This is a genomic window from Amycolatopsis sp. NBC_00348, assembly GCF_036114655.1.
Classification (GTDB): Bacteria; Actinomycetota; Actinomycetes; order Mycobacteriales; family Pseudonocardiaceae; genus Amycolatopsis.
This window is the reverse complement of record NZ_CP107994.1, coordinates 10,239,317-10,258,365: the sequence shown is the minus strand read 5'-3', so window position 1 is coordinate 10,258,365 and position 19,049 is coordinate 10,239,317. Positions and strand designations below refer to the sequence as shown.

At 73.1% G+C, this 19,049-nt stretch carries 14 protein-coding genes; 9 read left to right on the top strand and 5 right to left on the bottom strand.

Annotated features, from left to right (window positions below; all coding sequences use genetic code 11):
• Positions 1-16: 16 nt before the first annotated feature.
• Entirely contained in the window at positions 17-514 is a 498-nt protein-coding gene (locus OHS58_RS46435; protein WP_328646514.1) for a hypothetical protein, read from the top strand.
• A 60-nt stretch (positions 515-574) separates the two neighbouring features.
• On the opposite strand, the gene OHS58_RS46430 is transcribed toward OHS58_RS46435, so the two are convergent.
• From OHS58_RS46430 to OHS58_RS46415, 4 genes are read right to left on the bottom strand one after another with little or no spacing between them, the layout of a single operon-like run.
• Positions 575-1,555: a hypothetical protein gene (locus tag OHS58_RS46430; protein WP_326955388.1), complete on the bottom strand. Its 981-nt coding sequence runs from the start codon at positions 1,553-1,555 to the stop codon at positions 575-577.
• On the bottom strand, positions 1,552-4,953 hold the full coding sequence (locus OHS58_RS46425; protein WP_328646513.1) for an SMC family ATPase: 3,402 nt from the start codon (positions 4,951-4,953) through the stop codon (positions 1,552-1,554). The genes OHS58_RS46430 and OHS58_RS46425 overlap by 4 nt, the downstream gene beginning before the upstream one ends.
• Before the next feature lies 1 nt (position 4,954).
• The gene (locus OHS58_RS46420) at positions 4,955-6,115 is read right to left on the bottom strand and encodes an exonuclease SbcCD subunit D (protein WP_247062044.1); all 1,161 of its coding nucleotides are present in this window, start codon (positions 6,113-6,115) and stop codon (positions 4,955-4,957) included.
• A gap of 37 nt (positions 6,116-6,152) precedes the next feature.
• Complete coding sequence (locus OHS58_RS46415) at positions 6,153-7,898, bottom strand: ATP-binding protein (RefSeq protein ID WP_328646512.1); 1,746 nt, start codon at positions 7,896-7,898, stop codon at positions 6,153-6,155.
• Between the two features lie 706 nt (positions 7,899-8,604).
• Between OHS58_RS46415 and OHS58_RS46410 the strand changes: the two genes are divergently transcribed.
• Positions 8,605-9,291, top strand: coding sequence for an HU family DNA-binding protein (locus OHS58_RS46410; RefSeq protein WP_326946966.1), 687 nt, complete (start codon positions 8,605-8,607; stop codon positions 9,289-9,291).
• 2,186 nt (positions 9,292-11,477) lie between these two features.
• Here the strand turns inward: OHS58_RS46410 and OHS58_RS46405 are convergent.
• Positions 11,478-11,990 carry a hypothetical protein gene (locus OHS58_RS46405; RefSeq protein WP_328646511.1) on the bottom strand — a complete coding sequence of 171 codons (513 nt, stop codon included), beginning with the start codon at positions 11,988-11,990 and terminating at the stop codon, positions 11,478-11,480.
• Between the two features lie 146 nt (positions 11,991-12,136).
• Here OHS58_RS46405 and OHS58_RS46400 point away from each other — a divergent pair, with 146 nt between their 5' ends.
• From OHS58_RS46400 to OHS58_RS46370, 7 genes are all read left to right on the top strand, one after another.
• Complete coding sequence (locus OHS58_RS46400) at positions 12,137-13,150, top strand: heme/hemin ABC transporter substrate-binding protein (RefSeq protein WP_328646510.1); 1,014 nt, start codon at positions 12,137-12,139, stop codon at positions 13,148-13,150.
• Entirely contained in the window at positions 13,147-14,181 is a 1,035-nt protein-coding gene (locus tag OHS58_RS46395) for a FecCD family ABC transporter permease (RefSeq protein WP_326955394.1), read from the top strand. The genes OHS58_RS46400 and OHS58_RS46395 overlap by 4 nt, the downstream gene beginning before the upstream one ends.
• On the top strand, positions 14,178-14,963 hold the full coding sequence (locus tag OHS58_RS46390) for a heme ABC transporter ATP-binding protein (protein WP_328646509.1): 786 nt from the start codon (positions 14,178-14,180) through the stop codon (positions 14,961-14,963). Before OHS58_RS46395 ends, OHS58_RS46390 begins: the two co-directional genes overlap by 4 nt.
• On the top strand, positions 14,963-15,796 hold the full coding sequence (locus OHS58_RS46385) for a hypothetical protein (protein WP_328646508.1): 834 nt from the start codon (positions 14,963-14,965) through the stop codon (positions 15,794-15,796). The genes OHS58_RS46390 and OHS58_RS46385 overlap by 1 nt, the downstream gene beginning before the upstream one ends.
• Complete coding sequence (locus OHS58_RS46380) at positions 15,793-17,625, top strand: HtaA domain-containing protein (RefSeq protein ID WP_328646507.1); 1,833 nt, start codon at positions 15,793-15,795, stop codon at positions 17,623-17,625. The genes OHS58_RS46385 and OHS58_RS46380 overlap by 4 nt, the downstream gene beginning before the upstream one ends.
• Before the next feature lie 82 nt (positions 17,626-17,707).
• Positions 17,708-18,307, top strand: a complete 600-nt coding sequence (locus OHS58_RS46375; RefSeq protein WP_328646506.1) for a PadR family transcriptional regulator — start codon at positions 17,708-17,710, stop codon at positions 18,305-18,307.
• On the top strand, positions 18,304-18,954 hold the full coding sequence (locus OHS58_RS46370; protein WP_328646505.1) for a VC0807 family protein: 651 nt from the start codon (positions 18,304-18,306) through the stop codon (positions 18,952-18,954). The genes OHS58_RS46375 and OHS58_RS46370 overlap by 4 nt, the downstream gene beginning before the upstream one ends.
• The last annotated feature ends 95 nt before the right edge of the window (positions 18,955-19,049 follow it).

Sequence of the window (19,049 nt, the reverse complement as noted above, 5' to 3'; positions counted from 1 at the left end):
CGAGGGAGGACGCAGGATGCTCGAGAAAACACTGATCGGCGTAATGGTGGCGGGCGCGGCGACGCTGACCCTGGTGGCCCCGGCGAGCGCGGCCGGTGAAGTCAGCTGGGGACTCACCGCACAGGTCGAACCCGGCGGGCGGATCGACGCGGAGACCCACGCGGCGATCGGCAACGGCTGCAGCCCGCGCACGGCGGTCACGTCGAAGGGGTTCGCCGCACCGCTGCAGTTCACCGAAGGCGGCAACTGGGGCCGGGCCGGCGGCCACACCACGGCGATCAAGACCCCGGGGAAGTACACCGCGACGTTCACGTGCTCGGACGGCCGCGTGGCGACGGGCACGTTCACCATCCTGGGCACCCCGCCGCCGACCACCACGACCAAGCCGAAGCCGACCACCACGAAGCCCAAGCCGCCAACGTCGACGTCGGCCAAGCCCGCCAAGCCGGTGAAACCGCAGGTCGCGGTCAAGCCGGCCGGCGCGCCGCAGACCGGGGACGGGTCGCTGAGCTGACCCTCCACAAAGGACCCCCGGGCCGGCCGCATCCCCAGTCGGCCGTCCCGGGGCCCCGGCTCAGCGTGAAGCGGCCAGCCGCAGCGCCCGGTAGACGAACTGCTGGTCGCCGAGCCGGTGCCGCAGGTCGCGCTCCAGCCCGGCGATCGGGTACAGGTTCTGCGGCGCCCGCGAGTCCTTGTACGGGACCGACGCGAAGCGCCCCAGCACCGACTGCGTGACGTTCGCCAGGTCCGTCACCTCTTCGCGCGCGAGGTGCGAGGCCGCCTCGACGCGCACCACCCCCGACCACGGCGGGCCGCCGTCCGAGGGCAGGCGCAGGTACCACGAGTGCCGGACCCACGTCGTGCCCATCAGGAACACCGGCGTGCGCTGGTGCGGGGTGAGCTCGCCGACCATCGCGTTGAGCTCGCCCGGCAGGTACGTCGTCTGGTGGCTCTTGATGAACCCGACGGCCCGGGGCAGGTGCGTGCGGCCGCTCAGCGGGCCGTCGACGACGAGCAGGTCGTGGGCGACGTGCCCGGCGATCGCCCGGCGCGCCTGTTCGGCCGTCTCCAGCTCGACATCGGCCAGCTCGCTCTGCAGTGCCGACGACAGCACCACGGCGAGGGGCTTGTCGTCCTTGGCCGTCGCGCGGAAGGCCTCGTACCGCCCGGCCGTCGTCTCGATGCCGGCGGCCTCCGGGGCCACGGTGAACAGCCCGCGCCGGACGTTGGCGCCGATGACGTGGGCCCGGCCCGCGCAGCAGCACACCACCCCGGCCGCGTAGGACGCGCAGATCCCGATGGACGCGGAGTTCGCGCCGTCCGGGTCGTCGATCCAGACGCGGGCGTCGATGCGGCGGACGCCGTCCACGAACAGCACGGCGTCCGGCGGCGACGGCACCGGCGACGGGTCGATCGGCGCCCACTCGGCCGCCGGGACCTCGACGTCGAGCTCGACCTCGGCCTGCGACCGGGCGAGCTCCTCGGCCTCCATCGAGCTGCCGTACCCCGGGTCCCAGGCGTCGATGTTGAAGCTCATCCCCGCCACCGCGGTCATGCGCCCTCCCTGGTGATGTGCGAGCCGCTGCCGTCGCGGGTGACCAGGAACCGGACCGGCACGCGCTCGGCCAGCGCCGGCACGTGCGTGATCACGCCGACCATCCGCGTGCCGGAGGCCGACAGGTTCTCCAATGTGGACGCTACGACGTCGAGGGTCGCCTCGTCGAGCGTTCCGAAGCCCTCGTCGAGGAAGATCGACTCCAGCTTGGTCGCGCCGGCCACGGCCATGGCGCCCAGCTGCGACGACAGCGCGAGGGCCAGCGCCAGCGACGCCTGGAACGTCTCCCCGCCCGACAGCGTCTTCACCGGGCGGCGGGCGTCGGCCTCGTTGTGGTCCACCACCAGGAAGTCGCCCTTGTCGTGGGTCAGCTCGAACTGGCCGCCGGACAGCTCCAGCAGCGACGCGGACGCCTCGGCGACCAGCGTGTCGAGCGCCCCGGCGATCAGCCAGCGCGGGAACTTGTCCGAGCGCAGGAGATCCGCGAGCAGCTTCGCGACCTGCGACTCCGACTCCGCGCCCGCGATGTCGCCGCGCAGGCCTTCGACGTGGGCCACCCGCCGCCGCAGCTCGGTGTGGTCGGCCTCCGCGCGGGCGCGCGCGGTGGCCAGCGCCACCGGCACCCGGTCGCGCACGGGCCCCGCCGGCAGGGTGATCCCGAGCGCGGTGACGTCGTCGGCGACCTGCTGTTCGGCCCCGCGCAACGCTTCCGCGGCGGATCCCTCGGCGGTCTCCGCGGCGGCCAGCCGCGCACGGCGTTCGGTCGCCTGCCCGGCCGCCCAGTCCGTCAGCGACGTCCACGCGTCCAGCAGGCTTTCGCCGTCGATCGGCGGCGCGCCGAAGCCGACGAGGGGATCGCGCGCCCGGGACAGCTTCTGCCGCTCGGCCTCGACTTCTTTGCTCACGCGCGCCTGGCCGTCGATGGCTTGCTTCGCCGCGGCACGCGCTGTGCGCAGCTCCGCGTCGGCGGCACGCGCGGCTTGTTCGAGCGACGCGACCTGCGCCAGCCGCGAAGTGACGACGTCGGCGGACGGCGCTGCGGCGAGCGTCACGACCAGTTCGTCACGGCGGCGCGTGGTGGTGTCCAGCCGGGTGCGTGCCGACTGCTCGGCCAGGCCCGCGTCGTTCGCCTGCGTGCGGCGGGTTTCGGCGGTCCGCTCGGCCGACGCGAGGTCGTCCGCCGCGACGACGGCTTCCTTGCCCGCGGCTTCGGCGGCCGCTTCGAGCGCCCCCAACGCGGTGCGCCGCGCCTCGAGCGCCGTCGCCGCCCACGCCGTGAGGCGCTGCCAGCCCGCCGCGACGTCGTCGGCGTCGATCCCCGGCGCACCCAGCTCCACCAGCGGATCCCGGGCCGCCCGCAGGGCTTCCCGGGCCGCCACGGCCGACTTCTCGACGACTTCGGCGGCACGCTGGGCCGCCGTGCGCTCGGCGCGGGCCGCCGCCAGTTCGGCGTCGGCGGCGCGGGCGGCCTCGATGACGCGGGCGCGGGCGTCGAGCGTCGCGGACAGCCACTCCCCCCGCTCGCGCACCGCGGCGATGAGATCGGCGAAGTCCTGCTCGGACGCACCGGCTTCGACCGGGCGCAGCAGCAGAGCCGACTCCGGCGGGCCGTCGACGTCCGCGAGGGCCACGCGCAGCTCTTCCGCCTGCGCGGCCGCCGAAGCGGACTGGTCGGCGTCGCGGTCCACGGCCCGTTCCAGCTTGCGGACGGCGGTTTCGGCCGCCGCGCGCCGCTGCTCCGCCTGGTCCTGGCGCTCGCGGGCCTCGGCGAGGTGGGCGTGGCCGTCGTGCGCCGGCACGGCCGAGACTTCCTGCTCGCACACCGGGCACGGGTGCCCGACGGCGAGCCCGGCCCGCAGGACCAGCGCCTGCCCGGCGCGTTCGGCGTCGGTCACCGCGGTCCGGGCCGCGGCGAGTTCGGCGTCGGACGCGGTGAAAGCCGTCCGCGCCGCGTCGAGTTCCGCGCGGCGGGCCGCGTGCTCCGGCAGGGCTTTGCGCTGGGTCTCGGCCACCGTGTAGAGGGTGCGGGCGTCGGTGCGGGCCGCGGTGAGCGCGGCGCCGTCCGGCTGGGCGGCCAGCGCGGCGCGCGCTTCGGCGTCGGCGGTCTCGGCCGCGGTCAGCCGGGATGCCGCGGCCGTCACGCGCTTCGCGACGCGCGCGGACTCCGCCGACAGGTCACCGAGATCCGCCGGCGGCCGCAGCCCGGCCAGCCGGTCCCGCTCGCCGCGGACGCGCGCGGCGTCGGCGGCGGCGTTCTCGGCGGCCCGCGCGGTGGTGTCGTGGGTCTTGCGGGCCGCGTCGACGATCGCCACCGCGTCGGCCACCGCCGTCGCGGCGGTGTCTTTGGCCTGCGACGCCGTCTTCGCGCCTTCGGCCAGGCCGGGGAGGGCCTCCTCGGCGGCCACGAGTTCCGTGCGGGCGGCGCGGATCCGCTCCAGCTCGCCCCGGTCGGGCGCGGCGGCCAGCGCGGCGCGGGCCGCTTCGTCCGCCGTCTCGGCCGAGTCGAGGGTGCTCCGCGCGGCCGTGGCCGCCTCCGCCGCGGTCCGGCGCCGGGCTTCGAGATCTTCGACGCCGTCAGGGCGTTCGAGCGCGTCGAGGACCGCGAGGTCCCGGGTGAGCGTGGTGACGAGCTGCCGGGCTTCGTCGTGCGCGCGGGTCGCGTCGGTCAGCCCCGGCAACGCCGTTTCGACCCGCGCGTCCAGTTCGGCCAGCGCGGTCATGCGCGCGGCCAGGGCTTCGACGGCTTCCCCGGTGGCGTCGGCGTAACTGCCGAGCTGCTCTTCCAGGACCTTCGCGCGCTGCGCCTGCTGCTCGGCGGTCACGTTGGCGCGGCGGCCGATCCGCTCGTAGACCTCCAAGCCCAGCAGCTTGATGAGGATCTTCTGCCGGTCGGCGGCCTTGGCGTGCAGGAACTCCGCGAAGTCGCCCTGCGGCAGCGCGACGCAGGTGCAGAAGTGCTTGAACGTCAACCCGAGCAGACGTTCGATCGCCGGCGTCACCTCGGAGTCCGCGGCGACGGCGTCGGCCTCGTCGTCCGGGCCGCCGAGCGCGGCGTTGTCGGCGAGCCGTTCCAGACGGACGTTCTTCACGCTGACCGTGGGTTTCTTGCCGCCGCTGCGGCGGACTTCGCGCACCACGTGGTAGCGCGTGCCGCCCGCGTCGAAGACCAGCCGCACGGTCGCGCGGTTCGCCGTCGGGGCCAGTGCGGGCGCCACGAGACCCTCGTGGTCCCAGCGGGCGACCGAACCGTAGAGGGCGAAGGTGAGCGCGTCGATGACCGTGCTCTTGCCGGCGCCGGTCGGCCCCACGAGCGCGAAGTAGTCCGTGTCCTCGAAGCTGACTTCGGTCTTCTCGCGGAACGACGCGAAGCCGGTCATCTCCAGCAGTACCGGTCGCATGTCACACCCCGCTCGTCTCGTCGTCGTGCAGCCGCGCGAAGAGCGCCTGCACCCTCTTGTCCGCCACCGTCCGCTCGTCGCAGTACGCCGCGAACAGCTCGCCCGGTGACCGGTCCGCCACCGCGCGTTCGCCGCCCGACGCCGTGATCGGCGCCGCGAACTCCGGGTCGATGCGGATCTCCAGGGCGTTGGGCAGGGCTTCCTGGATCTCCTCGCGCAGCCCGGCCCGGGTTGCTTCCCGGACGTAGACGCGGAGGTAGTCCTCGCCGAACTCCGCGGCGCGGCCGACGAGTTCGGCCACCGTGCCGTGGACGGTGCGCAGCTTCCGCCCCGACGTCAGCGGGATTTCGGTGATCTTCGCCGGCGTGCTCGGCGTCACCTCCACCGACAGCACGACGCTCGTGTTGTCCTGTTCGCCGAAATCGACGGGCATCGGCGCGCCGCTGTAGTGCACCGGGCAGGCCGCGGGCAGCGACTGGCGCCGGTGCAGGTGCCCGAGCGCGACGTAGTGCGGGTCGGCGCCGAACGCCGTCGCCGGCACGTGGTACTCGAAGATGGACTGCGCCGCGCGTTCGCCGCCGCCCATCGCCCCGCCGGTCACGGTCAGGTGCGCCATGACGAGGTTGACGGCACCGTCGGTGAAGCCGGACTTGAGGTGCTCCAGGATGTCGCGCACACGCTGGTCGTACTGGCCGACGTTGTCCGCCGGGGTGCCGGCGAGCAGCTCGGCGGCGCGCACCGCGTAGCGCTGGGAAAGGAAGGGCAGCACGGCGACGTTGACGCGCTCGCCCGTCGACCGCGCGTCGAACGACACGACGCCACCGTCGGCGACCGGGCGCGGGTCGCCGGAGAGCTGGATGCCCGCGGCCCGCAGCAGCGGCCGGTACGCCTCGAACGTCGCGGCGTGGTCGTGGTTCCCGGCGATCGCCAGTACCTCGGCACCGGTTTCGCGCAGCGCCATCAGGGCCTGCACCACGAGTTCCTGCGCGGCGGCCGACGGCGCCGACGTCTCGTAGAGGTCACCCGCGATCAGGATCGCGTCGAAGGCCTCCTTCCGCGCGATCCGGACGATCTCGCCGAGCACGGCGCGCTGCTCGTCCAGGCGGTTGCGGCCCTTGAGCGTCTTGCCGACGTGCCAGTCGGAGGTGTGCAGGAACTTCACGCGGCGTCCTTCCGTTCTTCGCCTGTGGCCGGGGGGCTCAGAAAGGTGGTGGGTCGTCGCCGAACGGGTCGCTGCTGCCGCGCGTGGGCAGGCCCGCGAACGGATCGGCGTTCTTGGACGCGGCCGTCGTCGTCGGTACCTGTCCCGCCTCGGAAAGCCGCGTGGCCCAGGCCGGGAACGGGAAGCCGACCGCGATCGGCACCGGGATCTCCGGCTGGCTCACGAACATCGTGCCGGGCGTCGCGAGCGTCGCGCGGACCCGCTGGCTGGCCGGGAGGAAGCCGTACTCGGGGCGCGAGGCCTCCGCGGCGTCGAGGCGGCCGACGATCCGGATCGAGCTGTTGCTGACGATCCGGCGTTCGACCTCGGACGCGGTCTGCTGCGCGCCGATCAGGATCACGCCGAGGGAGCGGCCGCGCTCGGCGATGTCCAGCAGGACTTCCTTGATCGGGCTGCTGCCTTCACGCGGCGCGTACTTGTTGAGCTCGTCCAGCATCGTGAACAGCAGCCCGCCCGCGCCGGCCGCTTCCTTGCGCGCGGTCTCCGCGGCGAGCGTCACGCCGACGACGAACCGCTGCGCCCGCTCGACGAGGTTGTGGATGTCCACCACGGTCACCTGCTGGTTCTCCGTGGAGAGCTTGCGCGCGGCGTGGTCGGTGAGGTCGCCGCGGATGAGGCCGTTGAGCGCGCGCTGGCTCGAGCGCAGGCGGCGGATGAAGGCGTTGACCGTGCCCGCGCCGGTGACCGCACCGGCCCAGCTGGCCCGGGTTTCCTCGTCCGTGACGCGGTCGCAGATGACGTCGATCAGCTCGGCGTAGGTGCGGCACAGCACGCCGTCGACGTTGGCGGCGCCGTCCTTCCCGGCCGGCGTGGTGTCCAGCCGCAACCGGTTCGCGACCTGGTGGATGACCATCGTGTACTGGTTGCGCTCGTCCTCGGCGTCGGCGAAGACGTAGGGCAGCAGGTCGGTCGCGCAGAACTCCGCGATGGTCCACCAGAAGGCGCCGACGCCGGTGGTCCGCCCGGTGACGTAAGGCTTCCCCGTGGTGTCCGACGGCGTCGGCGGCGCGTAGAACCCGACCGAGGCGAAGGGCTCCGCGGGCAGCCCGAGCTTGGCGTACTCCTCCTGCAGCTTCGCGTCGAGGTGGATGTTCGGGGTGTCGAGGAACAGCAGGTCCTCGCCCTTGACCGAGAACACCAGGGCCTTGGCGTTGTGGGCGTTGGACAGGGCGCCGCCGCGGAAGATCGAGTGCAGCAGGAACAACGCGAACGACGTCTTCGTGGCGACGCCGGAGACCCCGCTGATGCTGACGTGCGCACCGCGCGTGCCGTCGAGGAAGTCCAGGTTGAGGAACACCGGTTCGCCGTCGCGGCCCAGGCCGACCGCCACCTGGCGGCTCATGTTGTCGAAGTACAGCGCCTGCGCGCGATCCTCCCCCACCGCACGGGAGACCACGGCGCCCGGCCGCGGCGGCACGTAGCACTCGGGCTCGACGCGGGTGGTCGCGATCTCGGCGATCTCCTGCACCTGCGCGGGCAGGACTCCGTCCGAGATCAGGAAGACGTCGCTGCCGAAGCTGGCGCCTTCGTGCCGCGCGCTCACCTGCGTCACGACGCCGTAGGAGACGACTTCGCCGCGCCCCGGCAGCTCCCGCCGTGTCACGACGACGTCGTCGAGCTGCAGATAGGCTTCCGGATCGATGGCCACGTGGAACTGCAGCGGCGTCGAATCCTCGGTGCCCGCCACCCGTCCGACCACGGTGGTGAGAGTCTCCTGGTCCACGGTTCTCCCTGTCCGCCCGGCGCTTCCTCCGGCCGCAGACTAGCCCGCCGGAAGTCCGCGGCCCCGGCCAACACGGCGTTGCGCCTTCCGCGGTACCGAGGACGTCACCGCCCGCCACGGCTGGGCCGAACGAGTGAGTTCACCCTTCGGGGAAGATCTTTTAGTCACCACAGGCATTTCGGGCGGCACCCGGCCGGGGTCCCGCACGCCGGAAAGGTCGTCCCGGCGGGGCGCGGCGTTACCGCCCGGCGCCGGGCTTCCCCCGGGCCGCCGTCCGGACTTCCGCTGGCTCCAGGGTGAAGCGGCGCCGGCGGCCCTCGCCGCGGGGTCCGGCGGGGCCTCGCGGGGGCCGCCGGCGGGCCCGCGATCCCCGATCGCAGCGCGGGATCGGGGCCGGAGTGGCCTCAGCCACACGCCGGACGCGCCCGGCGCGGCGTGTCGGCGAAAAAGTCTTCCGGGACCCCACCGGTCCTATATGGACGACCACTGTGGACGGCACCGGAACCGAGTTTTGCCTGCTCAGGGCCATGGTCGGCTTCCCGGGACCGTTGCGGGCGGGATCGGGCAAGCCCCTCTCAGGGGGCGGAACCCGCCCCCGTACAAGGAAATATTTCGACCCCCAGTTGGATTTTGTGCGGTATTGGTAATACCGTGTGCAGTGTCGGCCGAGATGGGCCGTGTACAAGTTCCACTATGGAGGACTGGAATGACGAACAAGGCCCAGCTGATCGAGGCGCTGTCTGAGCGTTTGGGCGACAAGAAGGTGGCTTCGCAGGCCGTTGACGGTCTGGTCGACATCATCATCCGGACGGTCAACAAGGGCGAGAAGGTGAACATCACCGGCTTCGGCGTGTTCGAGAAGCGCGCCCGTGCGGCCCGCACCGCGCGCAACCCGCGCACCGGTGAAGCCGTTCGCGTGAAGAAGACCAACGTCCCCGCCTTCCGCGCCGGCACCACCTTCAAGGACGTCATCTCCGGCACGAAGAAGCTGCCGAAGGCGACCCCGGTCAAGCGCGCGACCGCCGCCACCACCACCACGCGTGCGGCTGTCGCCAAGGCGTCCGCGCCGGCGAAGGCCACCAGCACGCGGGCCACCACGCCCCGCGCGGCCGCGGCCAAGCCGGCCACCGCCCGCGCGACGGCCACCCGCACGCGCGCCACCACGGCGAAGCCGGCCGCCAAGGCCACCGCGACCAAGGCGGCGACCGCCACCAAGGCCGCCCCGAAGACCGCGGCCGCCAAGGCCGCCCCGGCCAAGGCCACCGCCGCCAAGGCCACCACCACCCGGGCCAAGGCCGCGGCCAAGCCGGCCGCCACCAAGACCGCGGCGGCGAAGAAGCCCGCCGCAGCCAAGGCCCCGGCCAAGCGCACGTCGGCCGCCAAGAAGAAGTGAAGTAGCTTCTGACGCCGGAAGGGCCCCGCACCAGTGGTGCGGGGCCCTTCCGCATGTCCGGGGGTTGTTCGGGTCTGGGCGTCCGCGGCAGGGTCTGGCATCGCGGCCGGGTCCGGGCATCCGGCTGGGTCCGACATCGCGGCCGAGTCTGGCATCGCGGCCGGGTCCGGGCGTCCGGCAGGGTCTGGCATCGCGGACGGCTGGGCCTGGGAATCCGGCCAGGCCCCGGCATCGCGGCCGAGTCTGGCATCGCGGCCGGGTCCGGGCGTCCGGCAGGGTCTGGCATCGCGGACGGCTGGGCCTGGGAATCCGGCCAGGCCCCGGCATCGCGGCCGAGTCTGGCATCGCGGCCGGGTCCGGGCGTCCGGCTGGGCCTGGCGTCCGGCAGGGTCCCGACATTGTGGCTGGGCCTGGGCATCGCGGCGGGGGGCTGGGCCTACGGCCGGGGCTGGGCATCGGCTGTGTCTGGGCCTCCAGCCGAGCCCGGCATCGTTGGCCGGGCCTGGGCATCGTGGCCGGCCGGGCATGGGCATCGCAGACAGGCCCGAGCATCGCAGGCGGCTGGTTGAAAACGGGCCGCAGTCTGCATCTCGGCCGGGCTGCCGTGTGGCACTGGTCAGGGCTTGCGGGCGCTGCGGGCGCTTGCTCGGTCCTGGTCAAGTACTTGCGGTTCCATGGCACAGCGGCAGCTCGGCTTCGGGGTCGACGCGCGGTTCCCTTGGCTCAGCGACTGCTAGAGCCTGGTCAACACGTGCGGCTCACCGGTGCGAGGGCTGCCCGGTCCCGGTCAGCGCTACGGCTCCGCCGCTACGGCTCCGCCGCTACGGCACAGCTCGGTGCCGGTCAGTCCCTTGCGATTCTGCTGCGACGGCGGCCGCCGAGCCCGGCCGGTCCCTGCGGCTCCGCTGCCCCGACGACTGCCCAGACCCGGTCAGCTTTCGTGCGGGTTTCACTACTGCGCCGACCACTCGGGCCCGTCCAACTGGTGTGGTGCCGCTGACGCACTGGCCAATCGACTCGGTCGACGCTTGCGATCCCGAGGCGTGCGGCAACTACTCGGGCCCAGTCAGCGCCCGAGATACCGCTGGTGGGGCAGCCAATCGAGGTCGGTCAGCGCTTGCGGCTCCCTGCTGAGCCAGCAACTCGGAGCCGGTGATTGCCAGCGGTTCCCCTGGTGCAGCGGCTGCTCAGTCCCGTTCAGCGGGGCGGTACCGCTGGCGCGCTGGCCGATCGGCGCGCGCGGGTCCGCCGATGCGGCAGCAGCTCAAGCCCAGCCAACGCAGGGCCGCTGGTGCACCAGCCAATCGGTGCTGGTCGGTGCGCGCGGTTCCGCTGGTACAGCACCAGCCCAAGCCGGTCGGCGCGCGGCACCGCCGGAGCACCGGCCAAACGGTCCCGGTCAGCACGCGCGGTTCCACCGATGCGGCGGCCACTCGACGCCGTCGGTACCTGCGATTCCGCTGATGCACCGGCCAAACGGTCCCGGCCAGCACGCGCAGTTCCGCCGACGCGGCGGCCACTCGACGCCGTCGGTACCTGCGATTCCGCTGATGCACCGGCCAAACGGTCCCGCTCAGCACGCGCGGTTCCACCGATGCGGCGGCCACGCGACGCCGTCGGTACCTGCGATTCCGCTGGTACAACAGCAGCCCAGGCCTGGTCAGCGCGCAGCGCCGCCGGGGGCACCGGCCACTCGGTCCCGGTCAGGACCTGCAGCACAGCGGCGCAACAGCGGCCCGAGCTCGGCGGGCACGCACGATTCCACCGCTGCTACAGCAGCAGCCCCAGCACCGGTCAGCGTGGACGACAGGCGGGACAGCTCCGTCGCTCGCACGCCGTCTTTCTCCAGGTGGGCCAGTACCGAGCCGTGGCGGGGGTGCAGCTTTGCGAAGAGCTGCACCGCGAACAGCAGCCGCCCGGCCAGGACACCTGGATTCGGGTCGCGTGACCTCTCCGCTGACAGGGAGTGTGGTCAATTATTCCGCGGGCAGTGTGATGGGCGTATGGCCCGATCAGAATCCGGGTTCCCGGCCCGATTTGGAACGAGTCCGTTATTCGGCCGGTGCGAATGTCTCGCGAATGCCCGATGTCCGGGATGAAGCATCCCCCGAATTCTCGAAAGGTGACCGACCCGCGGCCGTCCCGACCGCGTCGCTCCGGTGCGTACCGGAGCGACGCGGCTCCGGTCAGGAGAAGGTGACCGGGATGAACACGTCCGCCGTGCGGTCGTTGGCCGACACGTGGTCACGGCGGGAGACGATCGCGCACGTCACCGACGGGTCGCCGCAGTCCAGGCCGGTGCCGGCCCGGGCTACGCGGATCCGCGTGGTGAACGTGCCGTTGGCCGCGATCGTCGACGTGCCGCCCGGTGAGTTCGTCACCCACGCGGACGGGCCGACGCCGGTGCCGCCCTGGCCGTCGCCGCCCGCGCAGGGGCTGGGCTTCACGCCGTAGCTGTAGTCCTCGGGCACCGCGCACAGCGCGACGTAGTAGCCGTTCAGCGCGCTGAAGCCGCTGCCCGTCACCGTGACCGTCTCGCCCGCGGCGGCGAGGCCGGTGGCGTTGGACGCGGTGAGCGCGAAGCCGTTGTGGGTGGCCGAGCCGCCGGCGGCGGACGCGGGTGCGGCGAGCGCGGTGGCGGCCGCCGCGGCGGTGGCGGTGACCAGAGCGGCGCGGAGCGCGGTGGATCTCTTCGACATGCGGGGATCGTCCCTTCGATCACGACGACGTAACAGGATTAGGTAAGCCTTACCTATCCATCGAGTAATATGGTTAGGCTTACCTAATGTTGTCAAGAGGGTTGCTCCTCGCTGCCGTCACGCTCGCCGTGGTGACCGGATGTTCCGTGCCACCAACGACTTCCGCCCCGGCGGGCGGGCCCGTCGCACCACTCGCCGCGCTGACGCCGTTGCCCGATCCGAAGGCGCAGACCGGCCCCAGCACCGTTGTCCTCGCCCAGCCGGACATCGGCGCCGAGCCGCCCGCGCAGCACCTGCCGGTCACCGTCACCGACCACCAGGGCACGAAGGTGACCGTCACGGACACCCGCCGCATCCTCGCTTTCGACATGGCCGGCACGCTCGCCGCGACGGTCTTCGGCCTCGGCCTGGGCAGTCACGTCGTCGGCCGCGACGTCTCGACCGGCTTCCCCGCCGCGCGGAAACTTCCGCTGGTCACCCGCAACGGCCACCAGCTCAACGCCGAAGCGATCCTCGCGCTGCGCCCGTCCGTGGTGCTGACCGACACCACGCTCGGCCCCTGGGACGCGGTCCTGCAGCTGCGCGACGCCGGGATTCCCGTGGTCGTCCTGGATTCCCGGCGCTCGCTCGACAACGTCGGCGCGCTCGTCCACGACGCCGCCGCCGCGCTCGGCGTCCCCGAAGCGGGACAACGCCTCGCGGACCGGCTGACCGGCGACATCACCGCCAAGCGCACCGAAATCACCCGGCTGGCCCCCGCCGACCCGGCGCGGAAGCTACGCACAGTCTTCCTTTACCTGCGCGGCCAGGCCGGCGTGTATTACCTGTTCGGCCGCGGGTCCGGCGCCGACTCGCTGATCACGGCGCTCGGCGCGGTCGACGTCGCGAGCGAGGCCGGCGTCGAGGGAATGCGCCCGGTGAACCCGGAAGCGCTGATCAAGGCGCGGCCGGACGTGATCCTCGTCATGACGAAGGGCCTCGAGTCGGTCGGCGGACCCGATGGCCTGCTGCGGGTTCCGGGCGTCGCACAGACGCCGGCCGGGCTGCACCGCCGGTTCGTCGACATGGCCGACAGCCAGATCCTCGGCTTCGGGCCGCAGACGCCGGGCGTGCTCGACGCGCTGGCCCGCGCCCTCTACGCGCCGGGGTCGGCCGGATGAGCCGTCCGGTCCGCGTCACCGCTTTGTTCGCCGGGCTCGGCGTCGCGACCGTGGTCGTGGCGTGCGTGTCCGCGGGCACCGGCCAGTTCGCCATCCCGCTCTCGGACGTCGTCGCGTCGCTGCTGCATCGGTTCGGGATCGGGCCGGGCCTGGCCGATCCGTTCGCCGAAGGGACGCTCTGGCAGGTCCGCTTTCCCCGGGTGGTGCTGGCGTTGCTGGTCGGCGGCGTGCTCGGCGTGTCAGGGGCCCTGATGCAGGGCCTGTTCGGGAACCCGCTGGCCGAGCCCGCCGTCGTCGGTGTTTCCGCCGGGGCCGCGGTCGGCGCCAGTCTGTCCATTGTGGCCGGCTGGGTGTTCCTCGGCGCCTTCACCACGCCCGCGCTGGGGTTCGCCGGCGGCTTGCTGACAACACTGGCCGTCTACGGCCTTTCGCGCTCGCGCGGCCGGTCGGAGGTGGTGACGCTCATCCTCACCGGCGTCGCGGTCAACGCCGTGGCGAGCGCGGTGATCGCGTTCCTGATGTTCTCCGGCGACCAGGCCGCGCGCGAGCAGATCGTGTTCTGGCAGCTGGGTTCGCTGGCCTCGGCGCGCTGGCCGTACGTCTGGTCGGTGCTGCCGCTGATGGCCGTCGGCGTCGTCGTGTCCCTGATGCTCGCGCGGCGGCTCGACCTGCTCGCGCTCGGCGAGCGCCCGGCCCGGCACCTCGGCGTGAACGTCGAAGCGCTGCGCACGACCGGGATCGTCGTGGTGGCCCTGATGGTCTCGGCGGCCGTGTCCTACTCAGGGATCATCGGGTTCGTCGGGCTGATCGTGCCGCACGGCGTGCGGATGGTCACCGGGCCCGGGCACCGCGTGCTGGTCCCGGCGTCGCTGCTGGCCGGCGCGTTCCTGCTCGGCGTCGCCGATCTCGCCGCGCGCACCCTGTTCGACTACGCCGACCTGCCGATCGGCATCCTCACCGCGCTGGTCGGCGGGCCGTTCTTCTTCTGGCTGCTGCTGCGGACCCGGCGCCGGGCGGGAGGCTGGGCGTGAAGGCCGCGGCCGAACTCGTCGGCGTCACCTACACGATCGACGGCAAACCCCTGGTGCGGGACGTCTCCCTCGACGTCCGGCCCGGCGAAGTCCTGGCACTGGCCGGGCCGAACGGCGCCGGCAAGTCGACGGCGCTGGCCCTGCTGGCCGGCGACCTGACGCCGGACGCGGGCACCGTCCGGATCGCCGGCGCCGACCTGACGTCCTGGTCGCTGGCGGAACTCGCGCGGCGCCGGGCGGTCCTGCCGCAGCAGCACACCGTGAGCTTCCCCTTCACCGTGGCCGAGGTCGTGCGGATGGGCCGGGCGCCGTGGCGGCGCACCCCGGCCGAGGCCGACGACGACACCGCCGTCGACGCCGCGCTCGCGGCGACCGACCTCGCCGGCTTCGCCGACCGCCGGTTCACGACGTTGTCCGGCGGCGAACAGGCGCGCGCGGCGCTGTCCCGCGTCCTCGCGCAGCACGCCGGCCTGCTGCTGCTCGACGAACCGACCGCGGCCCTCGACCTGCGCCACACCGAACAGGTGCTGACGCTGGCCGCGCGGCGCGCGAGCGAGGGGGACGCCGTGCTCGTCGTGCTGCACGACCTCGGGCTCGCAGCGGCGCACGCCGACCGCGTCGCGCTGCTGCGGGACGGCTCGCTCGTCGCGCTCGGGCCGCCGGCCGACGTGCTCACCGAGGCCGTGCTGAGCGACGTCTACGGCCATCGCGTCGAGGTGTTCCCGCACCCCAGGACCGGAAAGCCCGTTGTCCTGCCTTACCGATCGGCGAAGGAGAGCTGATGCGCAGATCCGCTGCGAGTGTGCTGGTGACCGGGCTGCTCCTGGCGACGGCGTTCCCGGCGCAGGCCGCCGGGGCGCGCGTCCAGGTGTCGCCGGCCGCCGCCGACCCGGACTACGCGACCACGCTGACCGTCCGCGGCAGCGGGTTCCAGTCCGTGCCGAAGGGGTACGGCGGGATCTACGTGCTGTTCGGCTGGGTCGCCGGCGGCGCGTGGCAGCCAAGCAAGGGCGGCGCCGCGGGCGCGACCTACCGGTACGTGCCCGACAAGGAGAGCAAGGACAACCGCGGCTTCCAGCGGTTCGTCGCGTTCCCCGGCAGCGACACGGCGTCGTCGGCCAACGGCGGGCAGCTCTCGGCCGACGGTTCGTGGAGCACGCAGCTCGTCGTGCCCGGCGCCCGGTTCCGCGCGACCGACCGCGACGGCCGGGTCGTCGACGTCGACTGCCTCACCGTCCGCTGTGGACTGATCACGGTCGGCGCACACGGCGTGGTCAACGCGAACAACGAGACCTTCACGCCGGTCACCTTCGCCGTCCCGACGAAGGCCGCGGCACCGCCCGCTCCGGCGCCGGCCACGACGGTCTTGCCGTCCACAAGCGACAGTCCAACACCGACGGTCGCGTCGCCGACGCCGTCGCCTGCGCCGTCGCCGAGCCCGGATCCGACCCCGACTCCGCAGCCCGCGGCCGCCGAAGCCCCGGCGTCACGCGGCGCGCTGTGGTGGGTGGTGTCCGCCGTCGCCCTGCTGGTGACGGCGGCCGCGCTCACCGTCCCGCCCCTCCTGCGGCGTCGCCGCGGGAGCTCCCCCGATCAGGAAGGAACCGATTCGTGAACCTGCGAAGATGGGCTGCCGTCGCGGTGGCCGCGGCAGTGCTCGGCGCCGTCGGTGCGCCCCCGGCCTCGGCCGCGACGGCCCCCGCCGTCACCGTCACCCCGGCCACCGGACTGGACCCCGCGGGCACGTCGATCACCGTCAAGGGCACCGGGTTCGCCCCGGACGCCAACGACGGCAAGGGGTTCGGCGTCCGCGTCGGCCCGGCCAAGGACGACGTCCGCACCCGCACCGCGACCGGGTTCCAGGTCAGCAAGCTGGTCAAGAAGGACGCGGTCGGCGTCCAGATCCCGCTGAACGCCGACGGCAGCTGGGAGCTGACCGTCCCGGTCAAGGCCGAGTACACCTCGGCCGGCGCCACCTACAACGCCGCGTCGCAGCCGTTCAGCGTCTACGTGTTCGGCTGGGACACCCCGGACCTGACCTGGGACAGCACGACCGCGCTGAAGTTCACCGGCGCCGGCGACCCGCCGCCCGCGGCCACGACCGGCCTGGACTGGGGCCTCAAGCAGACCTGGCGGTCCTACATCGAGCGGTTCGGCGGCACGGCGACGGCCGACCGGGGCGCCACGGCCACGCCGTCGCCCTACCGCTGGCCGGCGGGCCCGTCGACGTTCGACGGGAAGACCGGCAAGGGCTCGGTCGCCTTCGGCGGGCGCGTCACCTTCGTGCTGGAACCGCACCTGATCTGGAACTTCGAGCTGTCCAACCCGAAGGTCACCTTCGCCGGTGACGGCACGGGCAAGCTGAGCGCGACCGTCGGCTACTCCTTCTACGGCACCAAGGCCGCGCCCGAGCAGGTGCGGGCGCCGTCCGAAGTGGACTTCGCGGACCTGAAGTTCACGGCAACGCCGCGGCAGGAGGGTGGCAACGTCGTCGCCGACATCGCCTCGGCCACGCTCACCGAAGCGGGCGCGGGCGCGTTCGCCGGGTTCTACCCGGCCGCGGCGGACCTCGACGCGGGCAAGCTCGTCTTCCCCGGCAAGATCGGCGGCACCGAGCCCCCGGCCACGACGCCGCCGACGACCACCCCGCCGCCTTCCTCGACGACGACGCCGCCGTCGACCTGCGCGCTCTCCCCCGGCGCGCTCACGCGGGGAAACCTGTTGTGGGGCTTCAAGAAGAGCTTCCGCAGTTACGTCGGCGGCGGCACCGGCACCACGATCACCGCGACAGAGGGCGCGGAGGTCACGAACGTGGACGAGGTGGCCGGGAAGGCGATCCCGACCGGCGCGTACCGCTTCCCGCTCGGCAGCGGCCAGTACACCGCGGCGGGCGAGTTCACCGCCCGGTTCGGCGGCCAGGTCGCGTTCAGCTACCCCGCGCACTTCTTCACGCTGGTCCTGGCCAACCCGAAGGTCACGGTCGCCCAGGGCAAGGGCACGCTCTCCGCGGACGTCGAACTGCGGACGACCGCCGGAGCGCCGTCGCCGCCGGTGAGCAAACCGGGCGTGGCGCTGGCGAACCTCGACCTGGCCACGGCCACGACGACGCCGGGCGCGGGCACGCTCACGGTGTCGGCGATCAAGGCGGCCCTGACCAGCTCGGACGCCTTCGCGGGCTTCTACCAGGCCGGCGACGCGCTCGACGAGCCGACGGTCACGCTGGCCGCGAGCTGCGCGACACTCCCGCCGGCCGGCAACCCGGGCGGGCCGGGCGCTCCCGGCGGCTCGGGGACAGACCTGGTCCCGGACGTCGCGTTCCGGCCGGACAACCTCGCCTCGACCGGCGTCAGCCTGACGGGCGTCTACTGGGGCCTCGCGCTCCTGGCCGCGGGCGGTTCCCTGCTGCTGTGGACCCGTCGGCGCGCCATCCGCTCCACGAAGTGAACTGACGAGGGCCGGGCGCTGACGGGCGCCCGGCCCTTCTCGCAGTTCGCGTAGTCCAGCACGTTCTAGTACAGTACGTACTATGGCACCACGCGGACACCTCTCCCCGATCGCTGTCGCGGTCTTGGCCCTGCTGGCCGAGGAACCGATGCACGCGTACCGGATGCAGCAGCTGGTCAAGGAACGCGGCGTCGACCTGGTCGTCAACGTCCGCAACCGCTCCGGCCTCCACGCCGCCCTCGATCGCTTGGTGCGCGACGCCCTGGTCGAGGTCCACGCGGTCGAGCGCGACACGCGTCATCCGGAGCGCACGGTCTACGCCCTGACCGCAGCCGGCCGCGAGACGTTGCTGGCGGGCCTGCGGGAGACCGTCGCCACGCCGGCCGCGGAGTTCCCGCTGTTCCCGGCCGTCGTGTCGTTCCTCCACCTGCTCGACTCCGGCGACGTGCGGACGCAGCTGGACCTGCGGGCCGCGGAACTCGAGCGTCGCCTGACCGCGACGCAGGCGGTGCTGACCGCGTCCATCGAGCACCACGTCCCCCGGGTGCACCTGCTCGAACACGAGTACACCCGCGCGGTCACCGAGGCCGAGCTGGCGTGGGTGCGCGGGGTGTCCGCCGACCTCGCCGCCGGGACGCTCGCCTGGGACGCCTACTTCGTCCCGCGAAAGGAGCGATCATGACACCCAAGCCCGGCCTGCTGACCACCCTGCTCGAGATTGCGCTTTCATTCGGCCTCTATTACCTCTTTCGCGCTTTCGGCGTCGGCATCTTCTGGGCGCTCGTGATCCCGGCGATCGCGGTCGGCGCCGTCGCGGTGGCGGTCACGATCCGCCGGCGGCGCATCGACCTGATGGGGCTCCTGGTGCTCACCGAGCTGGCGGTGACGATCACGGTGTCCCTGGCGACGCAGAGCCCGCGCGTCGCGGCCCTGCGCGAAGTGGCTTACATCCTGGTCGGGGGCGTGTTCTGCCTCGTGACGCTCGGCCGGCGCCGGCCGCTCGCCCATACGACGGCGGCGTCGATGGCGAGCTTCGGCGACCCGACGCGGGAGAAGGCGTTCGAACTCGCGTGGACGGAAGAGCCGCGTTACCGCCGGTGGCAGCGGCTGCTCACGGCCACGCTCGGCGCGCTCATGGTGGGCGCCGGCGTGATCCGGGCGTACATCCTTTACGCCGCACCGGACAGCGGGATCGCGCACGCGGTCGACGTCTCCAACGCCGTGGGCACGGTGATGTGGGTGGCGGTGTTCGTCGTCCCCGCCGTCCTCATCCAGCCCGCGCGGCGGATCGTGCAGAACGTGCTCGAACGGCTGCAGGCCACGCCCTAGCGCCTGGCGGTCACTGGAACAGACCAATTTCGCCCCGGCTGAACCGAGCAAGATCTCCCGGCCCTATCGGCGGGTGCTAACGGCGCGCGATCCTC